Consider the following 22,385-nt stretch of genomic DNA (forward strand, 5'->3'; position numbering starts at 1 on the left):
CCCGGCCTGTGGCGGCGCGGCGGCCGTCCGGCCGGTCCCGGGTGGCGCGCCGTTCATCCGGCCGCGCCGGCCACGATCACGACGAGTGCCGAACCGAGCAGCACCGGTCCGTGCGGGAGCCTGCTCCCCCACCGTGCCCGGCCGGCGAGCAGCGCGCATCCGGCGACGGCGGCCGACAACAACGCGGTGAGCAGGGCCGCGGCCGCGAGCGCACTCCAGGACGGGCCGGTGACCGCGGCCCCGACCGGTCCGGCGAGCTTGACATCGCCGGCGCCCATCGCGACCGGCGAGATCAGGTGGACGGCGGCGTACGCCCCGGCCAGCAGCAGCGCCCCGGCGACTCCGCGCAGCACCGCGCCGGGCCCGGCCGGGAGGAGCGCGAGGACCACCGCCGGCAGCGCGGGCAGGGTCAGCGCGTCCGGCAACCGCCGCCGCAGCAGGTCCGTGGCCGCGCCGGCGACACCCAGCCAGCACACGACGGCGAGCACCGGTGCCCACCGGACGTCGATCAAGCCGCCGGCGCCCACCGCACCGAGCCCGGCCCACAGCACGCCGAGCCCGGCTTCGCACCACGGTGGTTCGACCGGTGCACCACGGCGCAAGCGGGCCAGCCAGCAGCGGGTCAGCGCGCCGGCGAGCGCACCGGCGGCGCCGAGGAGCAAGGTCGCGACGAGCGGGTGGTGCAGGAGGTCCATGCGATCGAGCCTGCCGTGGATCGGCACGGTTGCACCCACGACTTCGGCGCCTGTGGACAACTTTCCCGAGCGGTTCGGCGATGTCTGCGCGAGCGGGCCTGGTCCCGTTGCGAGCGGGCCTGGTCCCGTTTGCGAGAGGTCACCTGGACCCGGGTACGGCTCGGCTCCCGGCGCCGGCGCCGCGAAAGTGTCGGTGGTCGATTGTATGTTCTAGATATGCCCGTTGAGCAGGTGGTTCCGGAGGGTCTGGCGGGATTGCCCGTCGGCCCCGGGCTGGCCGCTGCGCTCGCCGGGCTGGACCTGGCCCGGGTACCCAACGACGACATCGTCGACGTCCTGCTCGCCCAGTCCCGGCAGCTGGCCCACGAGCAGGCCCGGATGCTGGCCGCGCTGGCCGAGGTGGTCTACCGGCGCCCGTTCGCCGGCCCCGGGCAAATCCACCGCGGCGAGACCCCCGAACCGTACGCCGCCGACGAGGTCCGGGCCGCGCTGGCCTGGACCCGGCGGGCCGCCGAGGCCGAAACCGACCTGGCCGTCGCACTGGTCCACGACCTACCCCAGGTCTGGACCGCCCTGGACCAGGGCCGGATCGACCGGGGCAAGGCCACGGTGTTCGCCACCCACCTGGCCGGCCTCCCCACCACGCTGCGGGAACGGGTCTGCACCGAGGTCCTGCCACACGCACCACGGCTGACCACCGGCCAGATCGCCGAGCGGATCAAACGCCTGATCCTGGAGGCCGACCCGGCCTACTTCGAGCAGCGCTACCGCCGCGCGATCCGCGAACGCCAGGTCGTGGCCTACCTGGCCGAAGACGGCACCGCCGTGCTGACCGCCACCGGACTACCCGCCGACGAAGCCGCCGCAGCCTGGGAACGACTCGACACCCTGGCCCGCGCCGCCCGCCACGACGGCCACCCCGGCACCCTCGACCAGGTCCGCGCCGACCTGGTCCTGGGCCTGCTCGACGGCTCCCTGCACGGCCTCAGCCGCGCCGAGATCCTGCACGCACTGCTGGAACGCTTCGCCGGCCACCCCGACACCCCCGACACCCCCGCTTCCCCGGACGGGGCAACCGGCAGCAGCCCCACACCCACCGCACCCGGATCCGCGTCCGCTCAGCCCGGTGCGGCCGAGTCCGACGGCACCGACTCCAGCAGCCCCGGCTCCGGCGGCCCCGACTCCGGCGATCCCGACCCCGCCCGACCGAACCGCCGCCGACGCCGCGGGGTCGGCGTCGAGGTCCGGGTCCCGCTGAGCACCCTGCTCGGCCTCGACCAACGCCCCGGCGAGATCCCCGGCTGGGGACCGATCCCCGCCGATGCCGCCCGCAGGATCGTGGCCCGCCAACACCGCGCCCAATGGCGCTGGGTCATCGTCGACACCGACGGGCACCTGCTCGCCGAAGGCCTCACCCGCCGACGACCCACCACCGGTATCCGCCGCCGCGACCGCGACCGCACCGACGAACACGACCACAAGGACGACGGCCCGGCCGGGGGCATCGTCGAGATCCACATCCCGGAAACCCTGCTCACCGAACTGGCCGCCGACGCGGCCCACCCCCGATGGGCCCGGGTGATCGCCGACATCACCGCCCGCTACCAGCACCACCGGCAGCAGGCCGCACCCGGCGCCGACCTCGACGCCCACCCCACCGCCCGCTTCCCCCGCGCCGCGCTGCGCCGCCACACCCAGGTCCGCGACCGCACCTGTACCTTCCCGACCTGCCGGACCCCGGCCCGACGCTGCGACCAGGACCACACCACCGACCACACCCACGGCGGCCCCACCACCCGCGACGATCTCGGACCGCTGTGCCGCCACGACCACACGCTCAAGACCGAAGCCGGCTGGGACCTCGACCAGCCCGAACCCGGCCGGTTCATCTGGACCAGCCCCCTCGGCAAGACCTACCCGGTCGCCCCCGAACCGATCCTGCCACCGCCGATGCCACCGCTACCGCCCGACAACGACCCCGGCGGCGAACCTCCGGACGCCGACACCGGACAGCACGACCTCGACCTGCACCGACGCCACCGCGCCCCACCCCAGGACGACACACCACCCGACGACACCGCCGCAGGTGGTCCTCATGACGACCCCACACCGTTCTGACCCGAACCGGCCGGCTCGGCGGTGGGTCGGCCGGGTGTGCCGCCACGGGCCCGGGCCGACTCCTCTACCTGCGTCCGCCGGTCCGCCCCGCCGCACGGTCTCCGTCCCGGGCAGGATGGACGGATGGGACCCGGTCTGCCGCAGGGCGCGCGCACGGCCTCGGCGATGTTCCGGGCCGAGGTCGACCACGGCGTCGCCGAGCTGGTGCAGGACCCGGACCGCCCGCAGTCGTGGACGCTGCTGCTCGATGGGACCGCGCAGTCGCACGTCGACCTCGCCGATCCCGAGCACCTGGAGTTCGAGTACCTCCGCCGGGTCGCGCACCTCGTCGACCTGGCCGGGCCGCCGTCGGCGCCGCTGCGGGTGCTGCACCTCGGCGGCGGCGCGTGGACCCTGGCCCGCTACGTCGCCGCGACCCGGCCCGGCTCGCCGCAGACCGTGGTCGAGCTGGACGCGGCGCTGGCCGAGTTCGTCGCACACCGGCTGCCCGGCCCGGGCGAGGCCGACGGGCTGCGGGTCGTCACCGCCGAGGCCCGGTCGAGCCTGGACCGGTTCCCGGCGGACGCGTTCGACCTCGTCGTGCTGGACGTCTTCGCCGGTGCCCGCACCCCCGCCCAGGTCACGACGGCCGAGTTCCTGCACGGGGTCCGCCGGGTGCTCGCACCGGCCGGTGTGTACGTCGCGAACCTCGGCGACGGCTCCCCGTGGCCGTTCCTGCCCGGCCAGGTCGCGACGGCGGGCACGGTGTTCACCGAGCTGGCGCTGATGGCGGCGCCGGACGTGCTGCACGGGCGCCGGTTCGGCAACCTCGTGCTGATCGGGTCGTGCCCGGAGCGCGACCTCCCGCTGCCGGGGCTCGTGCGGCGGGCCGCGGCGGACCCGTTCCCGGCCCGGGTGCTCGACGACGGCGGAACCCGGGCGCTCGGCCGGGGCGCCGCCGTCGTCACCGATGCGACCGCGGCACCGTCGCCGCGCCCGCCATCCGGGCTCTGGGGCCAGTAGCGATCAGGAGATCGACGGGTCGACCAGCACCTTCATCTTCTGCCCGGCCTTCAGCGCCTCGAAGCCCTCGGCCACGACGTCCGGCATCGCGATCTTCTCCACCCACCCGGTCGTGTCGTAGTGCCCCCGCCCCATCAGGTCGATCACCGCCCGGTAGTCCTCGGCGGTGTAGCAGAGCGAGCCCTGGATCCGGGACTCGTTCATCACGAGGTTGATCAGCGGGGTCTCGATCGGGGTCTCGTAGATCGCCACGCTGACCGTGGGCCGCCCGTTCCCGACCGACGCCGTCGCCGTCTCCACCGCGGCCCGCACCCCGGCCGCGTCGTAGGCCGCGTCGGCGCCCCGGCCGTGCGTGAGGTCCGCGACGACGGACGGCACGTCCACCTCGGCCGGGTCCAGGGTGCGGGCACCGAGCCGCTCGATCGAGCTCCGGCGGGTCGCCGACGGCTCGACGACGTGGACGTCCTGCAGCCCCAGCCCGAGCAACGCGAACCACAGGCCGATCCCGATCGGCCCGGCGCCGAACACGAGCGCCGTCGAGTCGGGGTTCACGTCGCCGAGCTTGGCCGCGTGGTAGGCCACCGACATGGGCTCGACGAGCGCGCCCATCTCCAGGGACACCCCGTCGGGCAGCTTGTGCAGCATGTGCTGGGGCACGATCGTCGTCTCGGCCATGCCGCCGTCGGCCATCAGGCCGTGGAAGCCGATCTGCGCGCACACGTTGTAGCGGCCGTCCGTGCAGGCCGGGCAGGTCCCGCAGTAGTAGAGCGGCATGACGGCGACCCGGTCGCCCTCGACGACCCCGTCGACGCCCTGGCCGACCTCGACGACGGTGCCGGAGAACTCGTGCCCCAGGGTCAGCGGGAGCTCCCGGCCGGTGAGCGGGTGCTTCTGCCCGTGCGGGATGAAGATCGGGCCGGCGAAGTACTCGTGCAGGTCGGTGCCGCAGATCCCGTTGAAGCCGACCCGCAGCCGTACCTCGCCGCTGCCGACCGGGGCCTCCGGCACGTCGGTGATGTCGAGGTTCTCGCGTCCCCGGTAGACGACCGCACGCATGGTTGTTCCTTCCCGCCGACGACTGGTGCGCCGACCGGTCTACCAACCGCGTGTGGCGCCGGTCACGGGTTGGACCGGGGTTGCATGCCTCAGAAAGCCCCCACCGCCTGGGCGCGCGCGACGTTGCCGCGGTGCTCCTCGAACGTGGCGGCGAAACAGGACCCGCCCTCGGGGGTGCAACGGACGAAGAACAGCCACGGTCCGGGCGGCGGCTCCTGCGCGGCGGCGAGCGCCGCCGTCGACACCGAGGCGACCGGCGTCGGCGGCAGCCCGGTGTTGAGGTAGGTGTTGTACGGCCCCGGAGCCCGGCGCGCCTCCGCCGTGGTCCGGAGCGCCTGGACGTCCAGCGGGTAGTTCACCGTGGAGTCCATCTCCAGGCGCTGGTTCACCGCGAGCCGGTTCTCGATCACCCGCGCGACCCGGGGCATGTCCGGTGCGAGCGCTTCTTTCTCGACGACCGAGGCAAGCACCAGCGTGCGGTACGCGTCCGGGCCGTCCAGGCCGGCGTCGGCGAGCCGCCCCGCGGAGACCGCGAGGACCTGGCGCAGCACGTCCTCCGGGGTGCCGCGCGGGTCGATGTCGTACGGGCCGGGGGCCACCAGGCCTTCGAGCCGCCGTTCCGGGGCGGCGGCGCGGTAGCCGGCGCGGGCCCATGCGGGCACGCCGAGTGCGGCCGGGTCGGCCGTGGCCATCGCCTTGCGCAGCTGCTCGACGCCGGTGCAGCGGGGCGCGCCGTCGGCCTCGCCCAGGCAGGTCGCCCCGGAGATCTGGCTGAGCACGCCCGGGCTGACCGCGCCGTTCGGGGCGCGGGTGTCGTCGAGCTGCACCCCGCCCTTGACGTCCAGGAACCCGACCCGGCGTTCCGGGTCGACCAGGGCCTCGGCGGCGGCGCTGCCGGACATCCGGGACCGCAGCTCGTAGTAGCCGGGCTGGATGCGCTGGATGCCCGGTTCGTCCTCGGCGGCCTCGACGAACGCTGCCCGCGACCGGACGACGTCCTGGGCGGCCAGGGACTCCCCGATGGCGCTGGTGGAGTCGCCGACCCGCACCCGGACGACGACCGAGCCGGTGCCGTCGCCGGTGTAGTCCGACGGGCCGAGCAGGAAGACCGCGGCGCCGACGAGCAGCGCCCCGACCAGCAGGGCGGAGCCGAGCAGCGTCAGCCGGCGCCGGCGGAAGTCGACGGGCGCAGGACGGTGGCGGACGGGTGGGGCGGTCACCGCCGCGCTCACACCCCGCCCCGTGCCGGGGGGCGTCGGTGCACGTCGTTCTCGCCGGGACCGGTCACGTGCCCGAGGGTAACGGGCCGGTGACCCGGCCGAGCAGCCGCCCGCGGGCCATGATCATGATCCGGCGACGGTCAGCCACGCGCCGTGTCCAGCCAGCCCTGCAGGATCTGCACGGCCGCCGCCTGGTCGACGACCGCCCGCTGCTTGCGCCCCCGGACGCCGCGCCCGGACAGCTGCCGGGCGGCGACGACCGTCGTCATCCGCTCGTCGGTCAGCTCCACCGGCACGTCGAGACCGGCCCGGAGGGCGTCGGCGAACTCGCGGGCCGACCGCGCGGCCGGGCCGTCCTGCCCGCGGAGGTTCCGCGGCAGCCCGAGCACGACGCCGACGACGTCGTACTCGGCCACCAGCTCGGCGATCCGGCGGACGTCCGCGCCGCCCTCGGCGTCCCGCGGGACGGTCTCGACCGGGGTGGCGAGGATCCCGTCGGGGTCGCACATCGCGACCCCGACCCGCACGGCGCCGACGTCGATGCCGAGGCGCCGGCCCCGCGACCAGCTCACCGCCGGATCGCGGCACGCAGCTTCTGCACGGCCGCGTCGATCCCGGACGGGTCGGTCCCGCCGCCCTGGGCGAGGTCCGGCTTGCCGCCACCGCGCCCGCCGACGGCCGGCGCGAACTCCGGGATCAGCTTCCCGGCGGCCAGCCCGCCGTCGCGGGCGGCCTTCGTGGTGGCCACCACGAACGACACCTTCCCGTCGGCGACGGCGAACAGCGCCACCACGCCGGGCCGGTCACCGAGCCGGCCGCGGACGTCGGCGGCCAGGGTCCGCAGGTCGTTGCCGGTCACCCCGTCCGGGGCGGTGACGGCCACGAGCGCGGTCCCGTCGAGGTCCTCGGCCTGCTGCGCGAGGGTCCCGGCGGAGGCGAGGACGGCGTCGGCGCGGTGCTTCTCCAGGTCCCGCTCGGCGGTGCGCAGCCGCTCGACGAGTCCCTGGATCCGGTCGGGCAGCTCCTCGGGACGGGCCTTGAGCTGGTCGGCGAGCTGGGAGACCAGCAGGTGCTCGGTGGTGGCGTGCCGGTAGGCGTCCAGCCCGACGAGGGCCTCGACGCGCCGGACCCCGGACCCGATGGACGCCTCGGACAGCACCCGGACCAGGCCGAGCTCACCCGTCCGGCGGACGTGCGTGCCGCCGCAGAGCTCACGGGAGTAGTCGCCCATGTCGACCACGCGGACGCGGTCGCCGTACTTCTCGCCGAACAGCATCATGGCGCCGAGCCTGCGGGCCTCGTCCATCGAGGTCTCGTAGGTCTGGATCTCCCGGTTCTCCTGGAGGACCGAGTTGACCTCCTCCTCGATCTCCGTCAGCGCCGCGGGCGGCACGGCCCCGGTGGGCGAGGTGAAGTCGAACCGGAGCCGGCCCGGGGCGTTCAGCGAGCCGGCCTGGGCGGCGGCCGAGCCCAGCGCACCGCGGACGCCGGCGTGCACCAGGTGGGTGGCGGTGTGCGCCCGGGAGACCGCGGCCCGGCGGTCGCCGTCGACCGAGGCGACGACCTCGGCGTCGAGCGTCACGGTCCCGGCGGTGACGACACCGCGGTGCACCCGCAGGCCGGCCACCGGGGACTGGACGTCGTCGACCCGGACCTCGAAGCTCGCCCCGCGCAGCACACCGGTGTCGGCCTGCTGGCCGCCGGCCTCGGCGTAGAACGGGGTGCGGTCGAGCAGCACCTCGACCTGCTCACCGTCCTCGGCGGCGGGCACGGTCTGCCCGCCGCGGAGCAGCCCCACGACGCGGGACTCCGAGTTCAGCGTCTGGTAGCCGAGGAAGTCGGTGGCCCCGTGGGTGTCCAGCACGGCCCGGTAGACCGACGCGTCCACGAAGCCGACCTTGCGCTCGGCGGCGTCGGCCTTCGCGCGGGCCCGCTGCTCGTCCATGAGCGCGGTGAAGCGCTCCCGGTCGACGGTGAGCCCGGCCTCGGCGGCCATCTCGAGGGTGAGGTCGATCGGGAAGCCGTAGGTGTCGTGCAGCTGGAACGCCTGGTCGCCCGGCAGGGCGGTCCGGCCCGCCCGGCGGGCGTCGGACACGGCTCCCTCGAAGATCTTCTCACCGGCGGCGAGGGTGGACCGGAAGGTGTCCTCCTCGGCCCGGATCACCGCGGAGATCCGCTCGAAGTCGGAGGCCAGCTCCGGGTAGGTCGGCGACATGGCGTCCCGGACGACGGCGGCGAACTCGCCCAGGCACGGACCGGTGATGCCGAGCAGCCGGGCCGAGCGCACGATGCGGCGCAGCAGCCGGCGCAGCACGTAGCCGCGGCCCTCGTTGCCGGGGGTGACACCGTCGCCGACGATCATCACCGAGGAGCGGGCGTGGTCGGCGATGACGCGGAACCGCACGTCATCGTCGGGGTCGTCGCCGTACTTCTTGCCGGACAGCTCCTCGGCCTTGGCGATCACCGGCCGGACGAGGTCGGTCTCGTAGACGTTGTGGACGTCCTGGAGCAGGAACGCGACCCGCTCGACACCCATTCCGGTGTCGATGTTCTTGTGCGGCAGGGTGCCGACCGGCGGGTGCCCCTTCTTCGGGGACAGCTCGCCGCGCTCGTCCTGCATGAAGACGAGGTTCCAGATCTCCAGGTAGCGGTCCTCGTCGGCCTCCGGGCCGCCGTCGGCGCCGTACTCCGGGCCCCGGTCGAAGTAGATCTCCGAGCAGGGCCCGCCCGGTCCGGGCACGCCCATGTCCCAGTAGTTGTCCTCGCCGCCGCGGCGCTGGATGCGCTGCTCGGGGAGACCGGCGATCTCCTTCCAGAGCTCGATCGCCTCGTCGTCGTCCTGGTAGACCGTGACCCAGATGCGCTCCGGGTCGAAGCCGTAGCCGCCGTCGGCCTGGCTGTTGGTGATCAGCGACCAGGCGAGCTCGATGGCGCCGCGCTTGAAGTAGTCGCCGAACGAGAAGTTGCCCGCCATCTGGAAGAACGTGGTGTGCCGGGTGGTCTTGCCGACCTCGTCGATGTCCGGGGTCCGGACACACTTCTGGATCGACGTGGCGCGCGGGTACGGCGCGGGGACGTCACCCAGGAAGTACGGCTTGAACTGCACCATGCCCGCGTTGACGAACAGCAGCTGCGGGTCGTCGAGGATCAGCGACGCGCTGGGCACCGGCGTGTGCCCGTTCTTCTCGAAGTGGGCGGTGAAACGACGGACGATCTCGTGGGTCTGCACCGGTTGGTCTCTCGTGACGGGTACGGCGACGGCTGGGCGGCGACGACGACGCCGTCGCGCGGGAACACCGTACGGCGGGACGGCGCGGGAGCGCCGGGGAGGCTCGCGAACGCGGGGCCGGGTCAGGCGCCCGCGCCGGGCGCTCGGTCCCGGAACGGTTCGCGGGGCACGGGGAACGGCACGACCGCAACGGGCACGCCGCCGGTCATGCGGATCCCTCCCCTCGTCCGGCCCTACGCGGGAATCGCCGTCCAGGCTACTCCCCGCGGGCGAGAGGGTTTCCGCCGGTCACCGGGACACGCCCGGGCCGCCACGGCGGGCGGCGGTGCCGCGGGCCTGCCGTTCCCGTCACGAGAGCGGACGCTCCTTCGTGGCGACCCCTCCCCACGAAGGGGCGTCCGCGTGCGGGAGGCGGCTAGACGGCGACGGGGAGGGCGGGCTCGGCGACGACGATCGGGGACCGCGGGTCCGGGATCGGCGGCGGGGTGACGGGCACCGGGTGGTGCCGGCGCGGCGCGGGCGGGGCGGGCTGCGGGCGGCGGTCCCGCGGCGCGGCGTGGGGACGGCGGTCCCGCGCCGCGGCGTCCCGCCGGACGGCGCGCTCCTCCAGCTCGCGGCGCAGCCGCTGCAGCGCCCGGTGCTGGGCGACGCGGACCGCACCGGGCGTGGACCCGAGCACGTCCGCGGTCTCCTCGGCGGACAGACCGACCGCGATCCGCAGCGTGAGGATCTCGACCTGCCGGGGGCCGAGGACGCTCATGAGCTCCCCGAGCCGCTCGTTGCGTTCGGTGTCCAGCACGACCTGCTCCGGGTCGTCCTCCCGGCTGATCCGCTCGGGGATGTCCGGGACCGCGTCGCAGCGGTTGCGGGCCATCGCCCGGAACGCGTCGGCGATCTTGTGCCGGGCGATGCCGAACACGAAGGCCCGGAACGACATGCCGGACAGCCGGTAGTCGGGCAGCACGGTGAGGACGGCGGTGCAGACGTCCTGGGCGACGTCGGCGGCCGATCCCAGGGTGGTCTCCCGGCGGCCGAGCCGGGCCCGGCAGAATCGCTCGACCTGGGGCTGGACCTTCGCCAGCAGCAGCGCGACCGCGGCCGGGTCACCCGCGACGGCGGCCTGCAGCAGCTCGGGCGGCAGCAGGTCGGTCGTGGGGCCCGGCGGGCGTTCCGCATCCACCACGGCGACGTCCTCCTCCGCGGGGGCGTCGTCGGCGATCACGACCGCGACGAGCGGTTCGTCCGGCACGGGTCCGTCGTCCATCGTTACCCAGAGCTCCTTCGCTGCAGCCCCCGCCGCACCCGCCCCGCGATGCCGCCGGTTCGGCTCATCGAGGAGGTGATCGGCAGCACGCTCCGTGTCCGACGACCGGGACGGTGACGCTCCGCAGCGCCGCTCGGCCGCATCCCGATCTGCGATCAACCCTGGCCAGACACCCGATCGGGGTCAATCAACATGCTCAATTTGCGGTACGTCGCGACGCGCGGTAGTGACGTTCGTCCCGAAGGCGCAACCGGAGCGGTTGCCGCGCGTCGTCGTCGACGTCACCGCGTCGCGTGCCGGCGCGGAGCGTGACCCGCACGGAGCAGTGTCGTTGAGCCGAGTGTCCGCTCCCCACGCTCCCCGAAGGACCCGCACGTGCCCCTGCGCCGCTCGAAACGTCTGCTCCTCGCCGTCGCCGGTACCGCCGCGATCGGGCTCGGCGCCGTCGCGACCGCCGTCCCGTCGGTCGCGGCCCCGCCGCTGGACCTCCCGGTGCTCTCCGAGGGGGCCGCGGCCGAGCTGGTGCCCGCGGTGACCGAGGCCGCGGGCGACTCGCTGGCCGGGGTCTGGTTCGAAGACGGCAAGCTCATGGCCGGGACCTGGGACCCCGCCCGCGCCCCGGTGCTGAGCGGCCTGGGCGCCACCCCGGTCGTGCGGGACGAGCCGCGCCGCGACCCCGCCGCCGTGCTGGACCAGCTCACCGTCCGCACCGCCCCGACGATGCCGGCCGGGGTGGCGTCCTACGGGGTCGACCCGCGCACCCAGCAGGTGGTGCTCGACGTCGTCGACGGGCCCGGCGCCGACACCCTCGCCCGGGAGCTCACCGCCGGTCTCGACCCGTCCGCCGTGCGGGTCGAGCGGGTCGCGGCCGCGCCGCACCGCCAGGCCGCGGTCGCCGGCGGCGACACGATCAGCGACGGCAGCCGCCGCTGCACCGCGGGGTTCGCGGCCTCCGACTCGGCGGGCGACTGGATCCTCACCGCCGGGCACTGCACCCGTGGGTCGTCGACCTGGTACGACTCCGGGCAGGAGTCCCTCGGCACCGGGGAGCCGCGGTCGGCCGAGGAGGGCATCGACGTCGGCGCGATCCCGGTCGAGCCGGGCAGCGCCTCCCCCACCGTCGCCGGGACCCGCGTGACCGGGTCGAAGGCGGCGCCGGTCGGCGCGTCGGTCTGCCTGTACGGCTCGAGCAGCGGCCAGTCCTGCGGCCCGGTCGAGCGCACCGACGTCACGGTGAACTTCGAGGGCCAGCAGCAGTCCGGTCTCACCTCGGTCGCCGCGTGCGCCCGGGAGGGCGACTCGGGCGCGCCGTACATCACCTCGGACGGGCAGGCGCAGGGCCTGCACACCGGGGCCGGCGGCGCCGACAACTGCACGAGCTACTTCACCCCGATCCGCACCGCCACGGACGCGCTCGGGGTGTCGCTCACGACGGGCTGAGGATCATCGGGTGCTCCCGCGGTCCCTCACGCCAGGAGGTTCTTCGCGATCCCGTTCTTCTGGATCTCCGAGGACCCGGTCAGCACCCGGAACATCCGCAGCCTGCGGAACAGCGACTCGATCTCCGATCCCTGGACCATGCCGGCCTTGCCGTGGATCTGCATGGCCTCGTCGGCGATCCGGAAGGCGTTCTCGGCGACGAACAGCTTGCACATGAACGCCTCGGTCGTCGGCTGCCGGCCCGCGTCCATGGCCGCCAGCGCGTCGTAGGTCATGGACCGCGCCGCGTAGTGCGCGGTCGCCATGTCCGCGATCTTGTGCTGGATCGACTGCAGCTCGGCCATCGGGCCGCCGAACACGTTCCGGTTCTTCACGAAGTCCACGGTCAGGGCGATCAGCCGCCGGGTGCTGCCGAGCACGGTGGGGCAGTGCAGCAGCCGGTTCGCCGTCACCCGGCCGATCCCGATCCGCAGCCCGTCACCCACCCGGCCCAGGAGCTGCTCGGGACCCACGTAGCAGCCGTCGAGCACGATGTCGGCCTCGATGTGCTGCCCGGACAGCGGGACCTCGCCGGCCGTCACCGTGCACCCCGCGGAGTCGAGGTCGACCAGGAACGCGGAGAACGCCTCCTCGTCCCCGGCCATCCGGGCGACCAGCACGGCGAAGTCGGCAAAGGGCCCGGCCGAGCTGAAGACCTTGTGCCCGCTGATCCGCCAGCCGTCACCGTCCGGGGTGGCCGTCGTGCGCATCGCGCGGACGTCCGACCCCGCGTCGGGCTCGGTCAGCGAGAAGCAGCAGGCGCGGTCGCCCTCGACCACGGGCCGCAGGTAGCGCTCGAGCTGGTACGGCGTGGCGAACCGGAAGATCGGGCCGACCCGGAGCGGGCCGCCCATGTCCCCCAGCACGCTGTGCCCGAGCACCCGCCCGGAGGCGGCCACCTCCTCCTTCAGCACGCCCAGCTGGGAGGCCGTCAGGCCCCGGCCGCCCAGCTCGGGAGGCAGGTGGATGCCGTAGAAGCCCAGCTCGCGGCTCCGCTTCCACACCGGCTGCAGGACCTCGCGCCCGTAGACCGAGTCGTGCCGCAGGCCGTGTCGGCGTTCGTGGTCGGCGAGCTCGCCGTCCAGGTAGGTGCGCAGCTCCTCGATCACCGGGTGCAGCTCCGGGTGCTCGGCGTGCTCCGGGGTCAGATCGAACGTCATGACCGTCCTCGTCTCGGGGATCGGATGGCGGGGTCAGCCGATGCGGCGGGCGCTGCCCGCCCAGTCGCGCTCGCGCAGGGCGCGCCGGTCGACCTTGCCGGTACGGGTGCGGGGCAGGCTGTCCAGGAACTCCACGACCCGCGGGAGCTTGTGCCGGGCGATCCGTGCCGCGCACGCGGCGACGAGGCCGTCGGCGTCCACCGAGGCGCCGGGGCGGCGCACGACACAGGCCTTGACCGTCTCGCCCCAGCGCTCGTCCGGCACGCCGTAGACGCACACCTCGTCCACCTCGGGGTGGGTGTACAGGGCGGACTCGACCTCCGAGCAGTACACGTTGTACCCGCCCGAGACGATCATGTCCTTCTTGCGGTCGACCAGGAACAGGTAACCGTCCGCGCGGAACCGTCCCAGATCGCCGGTGAACACCCAGCCGTCACGGAACGTCGCGGCCGTCGCGTCCGGCGCGTCATGGTATTCGCCGACGCAGTCCGGCCCGCGGGCCACGACCTCGCCGACCACCCCCGCCGGGACCGGACACCCGGCCTCGTCGACGACCCGGACCTCGGTGTCGAAGACCGGCCGCCCGCAGGAGAGCAGCAGTTCCGGGTCGGACTCGATCCCGCGCAGCACCTCCGCCGCGGACAGGTGGGTGATCGCGCTGGTGGTCTCGGCCTGGCCGTAACCCTGCTGGACGACCGGGCCGAACGCCGCCACCGCCTCCCGGAGCCGGGTCGGGCTGACCGGGGCCCCACCGATCGTCAGCGACCGCAGGCACGACAGGTCACGTGCCGCGAGCGTGGGCGAGGCCAGCACCCGGTTCAGCATCGCGGGCACCAGGAACGTCGACGTCACGCGTTCGCGTTCCAGCGTGTCGAGATAGCCCTCGACGTCGAAGGACGGCAGGACGACGACGGTCGACCCGCGGAAGAAGCAGGCGAGGATCCCCATGCCGCTGGCGTGTGTGATCGGTCCGGGCGCCAGGTACACCTCCGGCTCACCGGTGCCCCGCATGACGAGCTTGCGCATGTTCGCGAGCCGGTTGCCGACGGTCTGGACGGCGGCCTTGAGCGTCCCGCTCGACCCGGAGGTGAAGTTGAGGACCGCGGGGGTGCCTGCGGTGACCTCGACGGCGACGGCGGCGTCGTCGCCCTCCGCCACGAGCGTGTCGTAGGTGGTGGCGGTCCCGCCCGCGACCGGGTCGAGGTCCACGACGAGTGCCCCGCTCCCGGCGGCGTGCACGGTGCCGCGACCTGCCCGGTCCACGAGGACCGCGGTCGGGGCCGAGTCCGCGAGCAGCTGCCCGACCTCCGCCGGGGAGAGCCGGGGGCTCAGCGGCACCCGGACGTGGCCGGCCTTGCACATCGCCATCTCGGCGACGACGAGCTCGCCCCGGTTTCCCGCCAGCGTCGCCACCCGGGATCCCGGGCCGATCCCGCGGGCCAGCAGCGCCGACGCCAGGCGGTTCGACTCGGACTCGAGCGCGGAGTAGGACCACCGCCGGTCGCCGCAGACGAGTGCGGTGGCATTCGGCCGGTGCTGGGCGGTCCGGGTCAGGTAGTAGCCGAGGTTCACGTCGCCTCCTTGCAACATGCTGACCATTTATAGACATCATGTCCAGGATTGTCGAGAGAGCCCTGCTGGTAGAAACCGGGCATGCCCGCTGACGCCTCGACCGCCACCGACCGGCCGCACCGCGACACCCCGCCCCGACGCGAGGACCGCCGGACCCGGCGGACGCGGACGGCCCTGCAGCACGCCCTGGTCGAGCTGGCGCTCGAACGGGGCTACGCCCACCTGACCGTCGAGGAGATCGCCGAACGGGCCGACGTGGGGCGCGCGACCTTCTACACCCACTACCGCGACAAGGACGAGCTGCTCGACGCGGTCGTGCGGACCCTGCTCGACGAGCTCCGCGACCTCCTCGCCACGGAGCTCGACGACGACACCGGCTTCACCGGCCGGCCGGTGCACGTCCTGTTCCGGCACGCCGCGCAGCGCTCGGCCCCGTACCGCCTGATCCTGCGCGGCGACGGCGACGGCCGGGCGCTGCTCGCCCTCACCGACGCGCTCTCCCGGTCGACGTGGAGCATCTTCACCCGGCGGATCGCGGCGCACGGCGTGACACCGCGGGTCGACCCGGAACTCCTGGCCCGCGCCTGGGTCGGCGAGCAGCTCGCCGTCCTGACCTGGTGGTTCGACCGGCCCGATCCGCCGATGTCCCTCGACGACGCGGCGCGGATGCTGGCCGACCTGTCCCGGCACGGGCGGTGGTGGGCGACCGGGTTCGACGGGCCACCGCCGGAGGGGGGCGGCACACCACCGGCCTGAACGACCCCCTTGAGCGACTGCCGACCCTCGCGCTACTTTCCTGGACGCTGCGTCTATCAATAGACGTGGCGTCTTCAATGGTGAGGAGTCGTACCGTGCTGCCACATCGGCGTGAGCTGCAGACCTACCCGACCGGTGCCCGACGGCGCGCGTTGCTGGCCGTCGCGATCCTGGCGTTGTTCCTCACCGCTTACGAGGGTCAGCTCGCCCCGATCCTGAGCCTGCTGCTCGCCGACATCGGCATGTCCCTCAGGATGTACGGCCTGATCACGGCCTCGTCGCTGCTCGTCGGCGCGATATCCGGCTACGTCGGCGGCCGGATCGTGGACCGCATCGGGCGGGTGCGGCTGATGGTGCCGTTCCTGTTCCTGTCCGGCCTGTCGTGCCTGTTCATGGCGACCGCGGAGTCGGTCGGCCAGTTCACCGTCGCGCGGATCGTGCTGGCCCTCGTCGAGGGGATCGCGGCCGCCGGGACCGCGCCGCTGGTCCGCGACTACGCACCCCGGATGGGCAGGGCCCAGGCATTCGCGTTCTGGTCCTGGGGCCGGGTCGGCGCCAACTTCTTCGCCGCCGCGGTCACGGCGCTGACCCTGGACCTGCTCGGCGGGACCTGGCAGGCCCAGCTCTACCTGATGACCGTCATCTCGCTGGTGGGCTCGGTCGTGGTCGCCGCGACGATGCGGGATCTCTCGCCGGAGGTGCGCCGGGAGATCAGGCACTCCGAGGAGGCGCACACGCGCCCGCCGGTCACGGGCCCGGAGGCCGACGGCCCGCGCCCGCTGCTGCGCGACGGCACGGTGTGGATGTTCGTGGCGGCCATGTCGTCGCTGTTCCTGCTGCTCGGCACCCTGAACGCCTACGGCCAGATGCTCGTCATCGAAGCGCTCGACACGTCGGTCCGCTCCGCGTCCGCGATCGTGATGTTCTTCTGGGGCGCGAACCTGGTCGCCAGCCTCACGGCGTCGCGCTGGTCCGACCGGCTCCAGCTGCGCATCCCGTTCCTGCTCGCCGGCGGCGCGGGCTCGGCGGCGGCCCTCGCGGCGCTCGCCGCCCTGCTCCTGATGGGCGGCCGGGCACCGACCGCTCTCGTGATCACTGCGTTCGGCGGGCTCGGGATCGCGCTCGGCGCCGTGTTCGGGCCCTGGATGGCCGCGTTCTCCAGCTACGTGGAGGAGACCCACGTCGACGGCCAGGGGACCGCGTTCGGGCTGGAGCACCTGGTCAGCCGCCTCGTGGTGCTCGGCGCCGTGCTGCTCGCCCCGGGGATCGCGGCAGCGGCGGGATGGGCGGCCTGGACCGTGATGACGCTCCTGGCCGTGCTGGTGTTCGTCGCCCTGACCGTGGTCCTGCACCGGCGGGTGCCCGAGCGGACGGCACCGACGCCGTCCGGCACCTCGACGCCGGGCGTGCGCGATCGCGCGTCGTGAGGCCCCGGCGTCAGGTGTGCCCGCCGCCCCGCACCACCCGGCGCAGCTTCGGGACCCGCTCGGCGAGCGTCCGCTCGTGGCCGCGGCCCGACGGCGTGTAGTAGTCGACCCCGACGACGTCGTCGGGCGGGTACTGCTGGCGCAGCACGCCGTCCGGGTCGTCGTGCGGGTACCGGTACCCGACGGCGTTGCCGAGCTTCTGCGCGCCCGCGTAGTGCCCGTCCCGCAGGTGCGGCGGGACGGCACCCACCTTCCCCGACCGCACGTCGGCCATCGCCGCGTCGATCGCGGTGATCACCGCGTTGGACTTGGGCGCCGTGGCCAGGTGCAGGGTCGCCTGGGCGAGCGCGATCCGCGCCTCCGGCATCCCGACGAGCTGGACGACCTGCGCGGCCGCGGTCGCGGCGGACAGCGCGGTCGGGTCGGCGAGGCCGATGTCCTCGGACGCGTGCACCATCAGCCGGCGCGCGATGAACCGGGGGTCCTCCCCCGCGACGATCATGCGGGCGAGGTAGTGCAGCGCCGCGTCCGGGTCGGAGCCGCGGATGGACTTGATGAAGGCGCTGATGACGTCGTAGTGCTGGTCGCCGGCCCGGTCGTAGCGGACCGCGACCTCGGTGACGGCCCGCTCCACGGCGTCCAGGTCGATCACCGTGGACCCGCCTGCCGCCCCGAGGACGCCGTCGGCGGCCGCCTCCAGCGCGGTCAGCGCCCGGCGGCCGTCCCCGGTGGAGAGCCGGACCAGCGCGTCCTCCCCCTCGGGGGCGAGGGTGACGGCGCCGTTCAGGCCGTGCTCGGAGGCCACGGCGCGGCGCAGCAGCGTGCGCACGTCGTCCTCGGACAGCGAGTGCAGCTGCAGCACCAGCGAGCGGGACAGCAGCGGGGACACCACGGAGAACGACGGGTTCTCGGTGGTCGCGGCCACGAGCAGGACGAGCCGGTCCTCGACGGCGCCGAGCAGCGCGTCCTGCTGGGTGCGGGAGAAGCGGTGCACCTCGTCGATGAACAGGACCGTCGTCGTGCCGCTGCGGTCGCGGCGCCGGCGGGCCTCCTCGATGACGGCCCGCAGCTCCTTCACCCCGGCCGAGAGCGCGGACAGCGCGACGAAGTGCCGCTCGGCGCCGCCGGCCCCCGCCATGAGCCGTGCGAGGGTGGTCTTGCCGGTCCCGGGCGGGCCGTAGAGCAGCACGGACGCCGCCGCACCGCCCTCGAGCAGGCGGCGCAGCGGCGCCCCCGGCTTCAGGAGCTCGGCCTGGCCGACGACCTCGTCCAGGCTGCGCGGGCGCATCCGCGCCGCGAGCGGGGCGTCCGGGCGCGGGCCGGAGCCGGGTTCGTCCTCCGTCACGGGGTCGATGTCGAACAGGCCGTCGGTGCTCATCGCGTCCAGCCTGCCAGGGCACCGGTCCCGGCAGGCGCGTCAGGGGCGGTCGATCTCGTCGGCCAGGACCGGGGTGTGCACCGGGTTGTACTCGTGGAACCGGTTCTCGGCGTAGGTCACGACCGTCGCCCCGGCGGCCACCACGGCAACCGGGATGCCGATCAGCACGGTGCTCACCAGCTGCCCCAGCACAGGGCTCAGGGTCACGATCGGCCCGACCACCAGGCTCACGAGGAGGCTCGCCACGATCGCGGCCACCAGCAGGACCAGCAACCGCCCGAGCACCGGGAAGAACCGGGGGTTGACCAGCGTGAACGCCCGCCCCATCCCGGCCCGTTCGACGACGACGACGCCGAGCAGCGCGCCGGCGAACACGGTCGCCAGGTAGATGCCCGGCAGGACGAGGGCGAAGAACCCGAGCATCACGAGCAGCCCGGCGAGCAGCGACCAGCCGATCACCGGGAGGGCGCGGCTCCGCGCGAACGCCAGCGCCTGCTGCGGGGTGTAGGGCCGCTGCGCGGCGTCGCGGACGACCACGAACACCGAGGCCGCCTGCCCCAGGGCGGAGACCACCAGTGACACCGCGAACAGCAGCAGTCCGACCAGCAGCGTCCCGGTCAGGAATCCCGGGGACGGGAGGCCGGTCGGGTCGAGCCCGCTGGTGGCCGCGGTGTAGCCCGCCAGCGCAGCAACGGCGTTCAGGATCGCGATCGGGATGTAGACGGCCAGCTGGATGAGCGCCAGGGGCTTCCAACTGCGCTGCACCACGCCCACGATCTTGCTGAACCAGTCCCCGAACGAGAACGGGACGAGCGGGTCCGGGGACGTCCCGGACGGCGCGGCCGGGTACGCGGGATACCCGCCGGGGGCCGGGTACGCGTACGGCTGGCCGGTGGGCTCCGGTCCCCCGTACTGCTGGGCGCCGTAGTGCTGGCTGCCGTACTGCGGTGTGCCGTACTGCTGGCCCCCGTACTGGGGTGTCCCGTACTGCTGGCCGCCGTACTGCGGCTGCTGGCCGCCGTACTGCGGCCCGTAGGGCGGCGGCTCGTACCGCCCGCCGTGCGGCTGCTGGGCACCCGGCCTGTCCGGTTGCCCCGGCGACGATCCCCCTGCCCCCTGACGGGGGTCACCGCCCTGTGGCGGCTCATCACTCATGCGGGCGCACCCTAGCCCTGAACCGGCGATCCGGGGCCGGGTTCGGCCACATCTCCCCACGATTCGTGATCCGGCCCCCGGTTCACCCGGTCTGCCGCGGCGGCGGGGTCGCCTCCGGACAGCCCCGCTCCCCTGGGCGCGACCCCGGATCGTCGACGGAACGCAACGCCCGCGACGCGCCGCGTCACCGTCCGGCAACACGCGCCGGGCACCCTCACGGGGCATGGACACGATCCTGTGCTGCCCGCTCTGCACCCGTCTCCGCACCCCGGCCGACGCCCGCGGCCTCGACTGGAGCAGTCACCACGGCCCGGGCGGCCCCGTGTACGTCTGCGGTCCGTGCACCCGCGCCCACCTCGTCGACCTCGAGTGCGGCCTGCTGGACCCGGCCCGGCGGGTCCCGGCCGCGGGTCAGGTGCCCGCACCCGCCCGGCGGGCCGCCTGACCGGGGGCGCGGTCAGCGCCGGTGGTGGATGTCCTCGGACATCCGCACGACGGCGTAGTAGAACTCGAGCGTCACCCGGATCAGGGTCAGGTAGATCAGGAACGCGAGTGCGCCGCCGACCAGGGCCAGCAGCCCGACGCCGATCCCCTGCGTGAACCCGGCGATCACGACGCCGATCCAGCCGATCACCAGCACGGCGGTCAGCAGGATGTAGAGGAACTTGACGACGTAGGGCGTCACGAACTGGTTGAAACCGAAGTCGAACAGCGCCGTCAGCGGGTTCGACGGCGGCGGCGACGGGTTCGCGCCCGACGACGACGGGAACGGCGGGTAGCCGGGCGGCCGGCCCTGCTGCGCCCCGGCCGGGCCGGCGCCGTAGGGCGACTGCGCGTGCTGGGTCGGCTGCCCCTGCGGACCGGGCTGGCCCGGCTGGTTCTGCTGGCCGTGCTGCCCGGGCTGACCCGGCTGACCCTGTCCCGGCTGGCCCGGCTGGCCCGCCTGGCCGGGCTGGCCGTACTGCCCCGGCCCCTGCTGCCCGTACGGGCCCGGCTGCCCGGGCTGCTGCTCCGGCTGACCGTACTGATTACTCTCCGGGCGCTCTCCGGAACCGCCGAATGGAGGCTGATTGCTCATGGCTCGGGACGATATCCCGGGCCACCGATAGTGACGCGATCCGGAACGCGATCGTGTCGTGCCGTTCGGCCGCCCGTTTCCCTCGTGGCACCGGGCGGACCGCGGCGGACGGGTCGTAGGGTGCGGGGCGTGCGGGAGATCCTCGAGTTGCTCGAACGCGACGCGTCCCTGAGCCACGCCACCGTCGCCACCATGCTCGGCCTGCCGGTGGAGGAGGTCGACGCCCGGATCGCCGACTGGGAACGGACCGGGGTGATCCGGCGGCACAAGGCCGTCGTCGACTGGGCCCGCTACGAGGACGGCGGCCCCGGCGTGGAGGGCGCGGGCCGGGCCGGCGCCCAGGTCACCGCGTTCATCGACGTCTCGGTGACCCCGGCCCGCGGGGTCGGGTTCGACGACGTCGCCGCCCGCATCTCCCGGTTCGCGGAGGTCCGCGACTGCTACCTGGTCTCCGGCGGGCACGACCTGCGCTGCACGGTCGTCGCACCGGACATCCGGGCCGTCTCCGACTTCGTGTCGCACAAGCTGTCCACCATCGACCGGGTGCGGTCCACGGCCACCCACTTCGTGCTGGCGACCCACAAGCGCGACGGCGACACCTTCGCCGAGCCGGAGTCCGACCACCGCCTGCCGGTGACGCCGTGAAGCCGCTCAACGAGACGATCACGGCCATCCCGCCGTCCGGGATCCGGCGCTTCTTCGACATCGCCGCGGAGATGGAGGACGTCATCTCGCTCGGCGTCGGCGAACCGGACTTCGTGACCCCGTGGCGGATCCGCGAGGCCGGGATCTACGCGCTCGAGCACGGCTACACCACCTACACCGGCAACGCGGGTCTCCCGCGGCTGCGCGAGCTGATCTGCGCCGACCTGGCGTCCCGGTACGACGCGCACTACGACCCGGCCACCGAGTGCCTGGTCACGACCGGGGTCTCCGAGGGCCTCGACCTGGCGTTCCGGGTGATCCTCAACCCGGGCGAGGAGGTGCTCGTCCCGGAGCCCTGCTACGTGGCGTACCAGCCGTGCGTGTCGTTCGCCGGCGGCGTCCCGGTCGGGGTCCCGACCCGCGCCGAGGACGGCTTCCTCATCGACGTCGCCGCCGTCGAGGCCGCGGTCACCCCGCGCACCAAGGCGATCCTGATCGGCTCGCCGGCCAACCCGACCGGCGCGGTGCAACCGCCGGAGGTGCTGCGCGCGCTCGTCGCGCTGGCCGAGCGGCACGACCTCTACCTGCTGTCCGACGAGATCTACGACCGCTTGACCTACCAGGGCACCCACACCTGCCTGGGCGCGGTCCCGGGCGCCCGCGAGCGGACGGTGGTGCTCGGCGGGTTCTCCAAGGCGCAGGCGATGACCGGCTGGCGGGTCGGCTGGCTGGCCGCACCCCGCCCGATCGCGGAGCTCTGCCTGCGGGTGCACCAGTACACGATGCTGTGCGCACCGCACATCTCCCAGCTGGCCGCGGTGGAGGCGCTGACCCACGCCGAGGGCGACGTCGCCGAGATGGTGGCCGACTACGACCGGCGCCGCCGGGTGTTCGTGAAGGGCCTGCGCGAGATCGGCCTGGACTGCCGGGAACCGGAGGGGGCGTTCTACGCGTTCCCGAGCATCCGCGCGTCGGGGCTGGACTCGGAGACGTTCGCGGAGCGGCTGCTGCGTGAGGAGTCGGTCGCCGTCGTCCCCGGGGACGTGTTCGGCCCGTCCGGTGAGGGCCACATCCGGTGCTCGTACGCGACCGCGCTGCCGCAGCTGGAGCAGGCCGTCGAGCGGATCGGGAACTTCCTGCGCCGGCTGTGA

18 protein-coding genes and 1 pseudogene are annotated in these 22,385 nt (G+C 74.1%); 8 read left to right on the forward strand and 11 right to left on the reverse strand.

Going from position 1 to position 22,385, the window contains the following annotated elements; genetic code table 11:
- Positions 1-53: 53 nt before the first annotated feature.
- Positions 54-695, reverse strand: coding sequence for a prepilin peptidase (locus H7X46_RS16040; RefSeq protein WP_186360169.1), 642 nt, complete (start codon positions 693-695; stop codon positions 54-56).
- Between the two features lie 216 nt (positions 696-911).
- On the opposite strand from H7X46_RS16040, the gene H7X46_RS16045 reads away from it, so the two are divergent.
- Both H7X46_RS16045 and H7X46_RS16050 read left to right on the forward strand, forming a co-directional pair.
- On the forward strand, positions 912-2,813 hold the full coding sequence (locus H7X46_RS16045; RefSeq protein ID WP_186360170.1) for an HNH endonuclease signature motif containing protein: 1,902 nt from the start codon (positions 912-914) through the stop codon (positions 2,811-2,813).
- Positions 2,814-2,936: 123 nt separating this feature from the next.
- Positions 2,937-3,815, forward strand: coding sequence for a spermidine synthase (locus tag H7X46_RS16050; RefSeq protein ID WP_186360171.1), 879 nt, complete (start codon positions 2,937-2,939; stop codon positions 3,813-3,815).
- Between the two features lie 3 nt (positions 3,816-3,818).
- On the opposite strand, the gene H7X46_RS16055 is transcribed toward H7X46_RS16050, so the two are convergent.
- The 5 genes and pseudogenes from H7X46_RS16055 to shbA form a co-directional block, all read right to left on the reverse strand.
- Entirely contained in the window at positions 3,819-4,871 is a 1,053-nt protein-coding gene (locus tag H7X46_RS16055) for a 2,3-butanediol dehydrogenase (protein ID WP_186360172.1), read from the reverse strand.
- An 89-nt stretch (positions 4,872-4,960) separates the two neighbouring features.
- A complete protein-coding gene (mltG, locus tag H7X46_RS16060) occupies positions 4,961-6,091 on the reverse strand; it encodes an endolytic transglycosylase MltG (protein WP_186360173.1) in 1,131 nt (376 codons plus the stop codon).
- 140 nt (positions 6,092-6,231) lie between these two features.
- Positions 6,232-6,663, reverse strand: a complete 432-nt coding sequence (ruvX, locus tag H7X46_RS16065; RefSeq protein ID WP_186360174.1) for a Holliday junction resolvase RuvX — start codon at positions 6,661-6,663, stop codon at positions 6,232-6,234.
- Positions 6,660-9,320 (reverse strand): alanine--tRNA ligase, encoded by a 2,661-nt coding sequence (gene alaS, locus H7X46_RS16070; RefSeq protein ID WP_186360175.1) that lies wholly within the window; start codon positions 9,318-9,320, stop codon positions 6,660-6,662. Before alaS ends, ruvX begins: the two co-directional genes overlap by 4 nt.
- A gap of 592 nt (positions 9,321-9,912) precedes the next feature.
- Positions 9,913-10,584 (reverse strand): annotated as a pseudogene (gene shbA / locus H7X46_RS16075) (RNA polymerase sigma factor ShbA); the annotation flags it as partial.
- Between the two features lie 375 nt (positions 10,585-10,959).
- Here shbA and H7X46_RS16080 point away from each other — a divergent pair.
- Entirely contained in the window at positions 10,960-12,024 is a 1,065-nt protein-coding gene (locus H7X46_RS16080) for a S1 family peptidase (RefSeq protein WP_186360176.1), read from the forward strand.
- 26 nt (positions 12,025-12,050) lie between these two features.
- Here H7X46_RS16080 and H7X46_RS16085 read toward each other — a convergent pair whose 3' ends face one another.
- Together H7X46_RS16085 and H7X46_RS16090 are read right to left on the reverse strand one after the other, a co-directional pair.
- Entirely contained in the window at positions 12,051-13,223 is a 1,173-nt protein-coding gene (locus tag H7X46_RS16085; RefSeq protein WP_186360177.1) for an acyl-CoA dehydrogenase family protein, read from the reverse strand.
- Between the two features lie 33 nt (positions 13,224-13,256).
- Complete coding sequence (locus tag H7X46_RS16090; RefSeq protein ID WP_255426147.1) at positions 13,257-14,822, reverse strand: class I adenylate-forming enzyme family protein; 1,566 nt, start codon at positions 14,820-14,822, stop codon at positions 13,257-13,259.
- 54 nt (positions 14,823-14,876) lie between these two features.
- Between H7X46_RS16090 and H7X46_RS16095 the strand changes: the two genes are divergently transcribed.
- Together H7X46_RS16095 and H7X46_RS16100 are read left to right on the forward strand one after the other, a co-directional pair.
- Positions 14,877-15,551 carry a TetR/AcrR family transcriptional regulator gene (locus tag H7X46_RS16095; protein WP_186360178.1) on the forward strand — a complete coding sequence of 225 codons (675 nt, stop codon included), beginning with the start codon at positions 14,877-14,879 and terminating at the stop codon, positions 15,549-15,551.
- Positions 15,552-15,646: 95 nt separating this feature from the next.
- Positions 15,647-16,978 (forward strand): MFS transporter, encoded by a 1,332-nt coding sequence (locus H7X46_RS16100; RefSeq protein WP_186360179.1) that lies wholly within the window; start codon positions 15,647-15,649, stop codon positions 16,976-16,978.
- A gap of 10 nt (positions 16,979-16,988) precedes the next feature.
- Here the strand turns inward: H7X46_RS16100 and H7X46_RS16105 are convergent, their stop codons facing one another.
- Positions 16,989-18,356, reverse strand: a complete 1,368-nt coding sequence (locus H7X46_RS16105; protein WP_186360180.1) for a replication-associated recombination protein A — start codon at positions 18,354-18,356, stop codon at positions 16,989-16,991.
- A 39-nt stretch (positions 18,357-18,395) separates the two neighbouring features.
- The gene (locus H7X46_RS16110; protein ID WP_186360181.1) at positions 18,396-19,511 is read right to left on the reverse strand and encodes a hypothetical protein; all 1,116 of its coding nucleotides are present in this window, start codon (positions 19,509-19,511) and stop codon (positions 18,396-18,398) included.
- 223 nt (positions 19,512-19,734) lie between these two features.
- Between H7X46_RS16110 and H7X46_RS16115 the strand changes: the two genes are divergently transcribed.
- Entirely contained in the window at positions 19,735-19,956 is a 222-nt protein-coding gene (locus tag H7X46_RS16115; protein ID WP_186360182.1) for a hypothetical protein, read from the forward strand.
- Positions 19,957-19,968: 12 nt separating this feature from the next.
- On the opposite strand, the gene H7X46_RS16120 is transcribed toward H7X46_RS16115, so the two are convergent.
- Complete coding sequence (locus tag H7X46_RS16120) at positions 19,969-20,589, reverse strand: DUF4282 domain-containing protein (RefSeq protein ID WP_186360183.1); 621 nt, start codon at positions 20,587-20,589, stop codon at positions 19,969-19,971.
- Positions 20,590-20,718: 129 nt separating this feature from the next.
- On the opposite strand from H7X46_RS16120, the gene H7X46_RS16125 reads away from it, so the two are divergent.
- A complete protein-coding gene (locus tag H7X46_RS16125; protein ID WP_186360184.1) occupies positions 20,719-21,234 on the forward strand; it encodes an Lrp/AsnC family transcriptional regulator in 516 nt (171 codons plus the stop codon).
- Positions 21,231-22,385 carry an aminotransferase class I/II-fold pyridoxal phosphate-dependent enzyme gene (locus tag H7X46_RS16130; protein WP_186360185.1) on the forward strand — a complete coding sequence of 385 codons (1,155 nt, stop codon included), beginning with the start codon at positions 21,231-21,233 and terminating at the stop codon, positions 22,383-22,385. The genes H7X46_RS16125 and H7X46_RS16130 overlap by 4 nt, the downstream gene beginning before the upstream one ends.

The sequence above is a fragment of the Pseudonocardia sp. C8 genome (assembly GCF_014267175.1).
Lineage (GTDB): Bacteria > Actinomycetota > Actinomycetes > Mycobacteriales > Pseudonocardiaceae > Pseudonocardia.

Coding starts and splice junctions, on each gene's coding strand:
- H7X46_RS16040 (WP_186360169.1), bottom strand. CDS start 695: ATGGACCTCCTGCACCACCCGCTCGTCGCGACCTTGCTCCTCGGCGCC.
- H7X46_RS16045 (WP_186360170.1), top strand. CDS start 912: ATGCCCGTTGAGCAGGTGGTTCCGGAGGGTCTGGCGGGATTGCCCGTC.
- H7X46_RS16050 (WP_186360171.1), top strand. CDS start 2,937: ATGGGACCCGGTCTGCCGCAGGGCGCGCGCACGGCCTCGGCGATGTTC.
- H7X46_RS16055 (WP_186360172.1), bottom strand. CDS start 4,871: ATGCGTGCGGTCGTCTACCGGGGACGCGAGAACCTCGACATCACCGAC.
- H7X46_RS16085 (WP_186360177.1), bottom strand. CDS start 13,223: ATGACGTTCGATCTGACCCCGGAGCACGCCGAGCACCCGGAGCTGCAC.
- H7X46_RS16090 (WP_255426147.1), bottom strand. CDS start 14,822: ATGGTCAGCATGTTGCAAGGAGGCGACGTGAACCTCGGCTACTACCTG.
- H7X46_RS16095 (WP_186360178.1), top strand. CDS start 14,877: ATGCCCGCTGACGCCTCGACCGCCACCGACCGGCCGCACCGCGACACC.
- H7X46_RS16105 (WP_186360180.1), bottom strand. CDS start 18,356: ATGAGCACCGACGGCCTGTTCGACATCGACCCCGTGACGGAGGACGAA.
- H7X46_RS16110 (WP_186360181.1), bottom strand. CDS start 19,511: ATGAGTGATGAGCCGCCACAGGGCGGTGACCCCCGTCAGGGGGCAGGG.
- H7X46_RS16115 (WP_186360182.1), top strand. CDS start 19,735: ATGGACACGATCCTGTGCTGCCCGCTCTGCACCCGTCTCCGCACCCCG.
- H7X46_RS16120 (WP_186360183.1), bottom strand. CDS start 20,589: ATGAGCAATCAGCCTCCATTCGGCGGTTCCGGAGAGCGCCCGGAGAGT.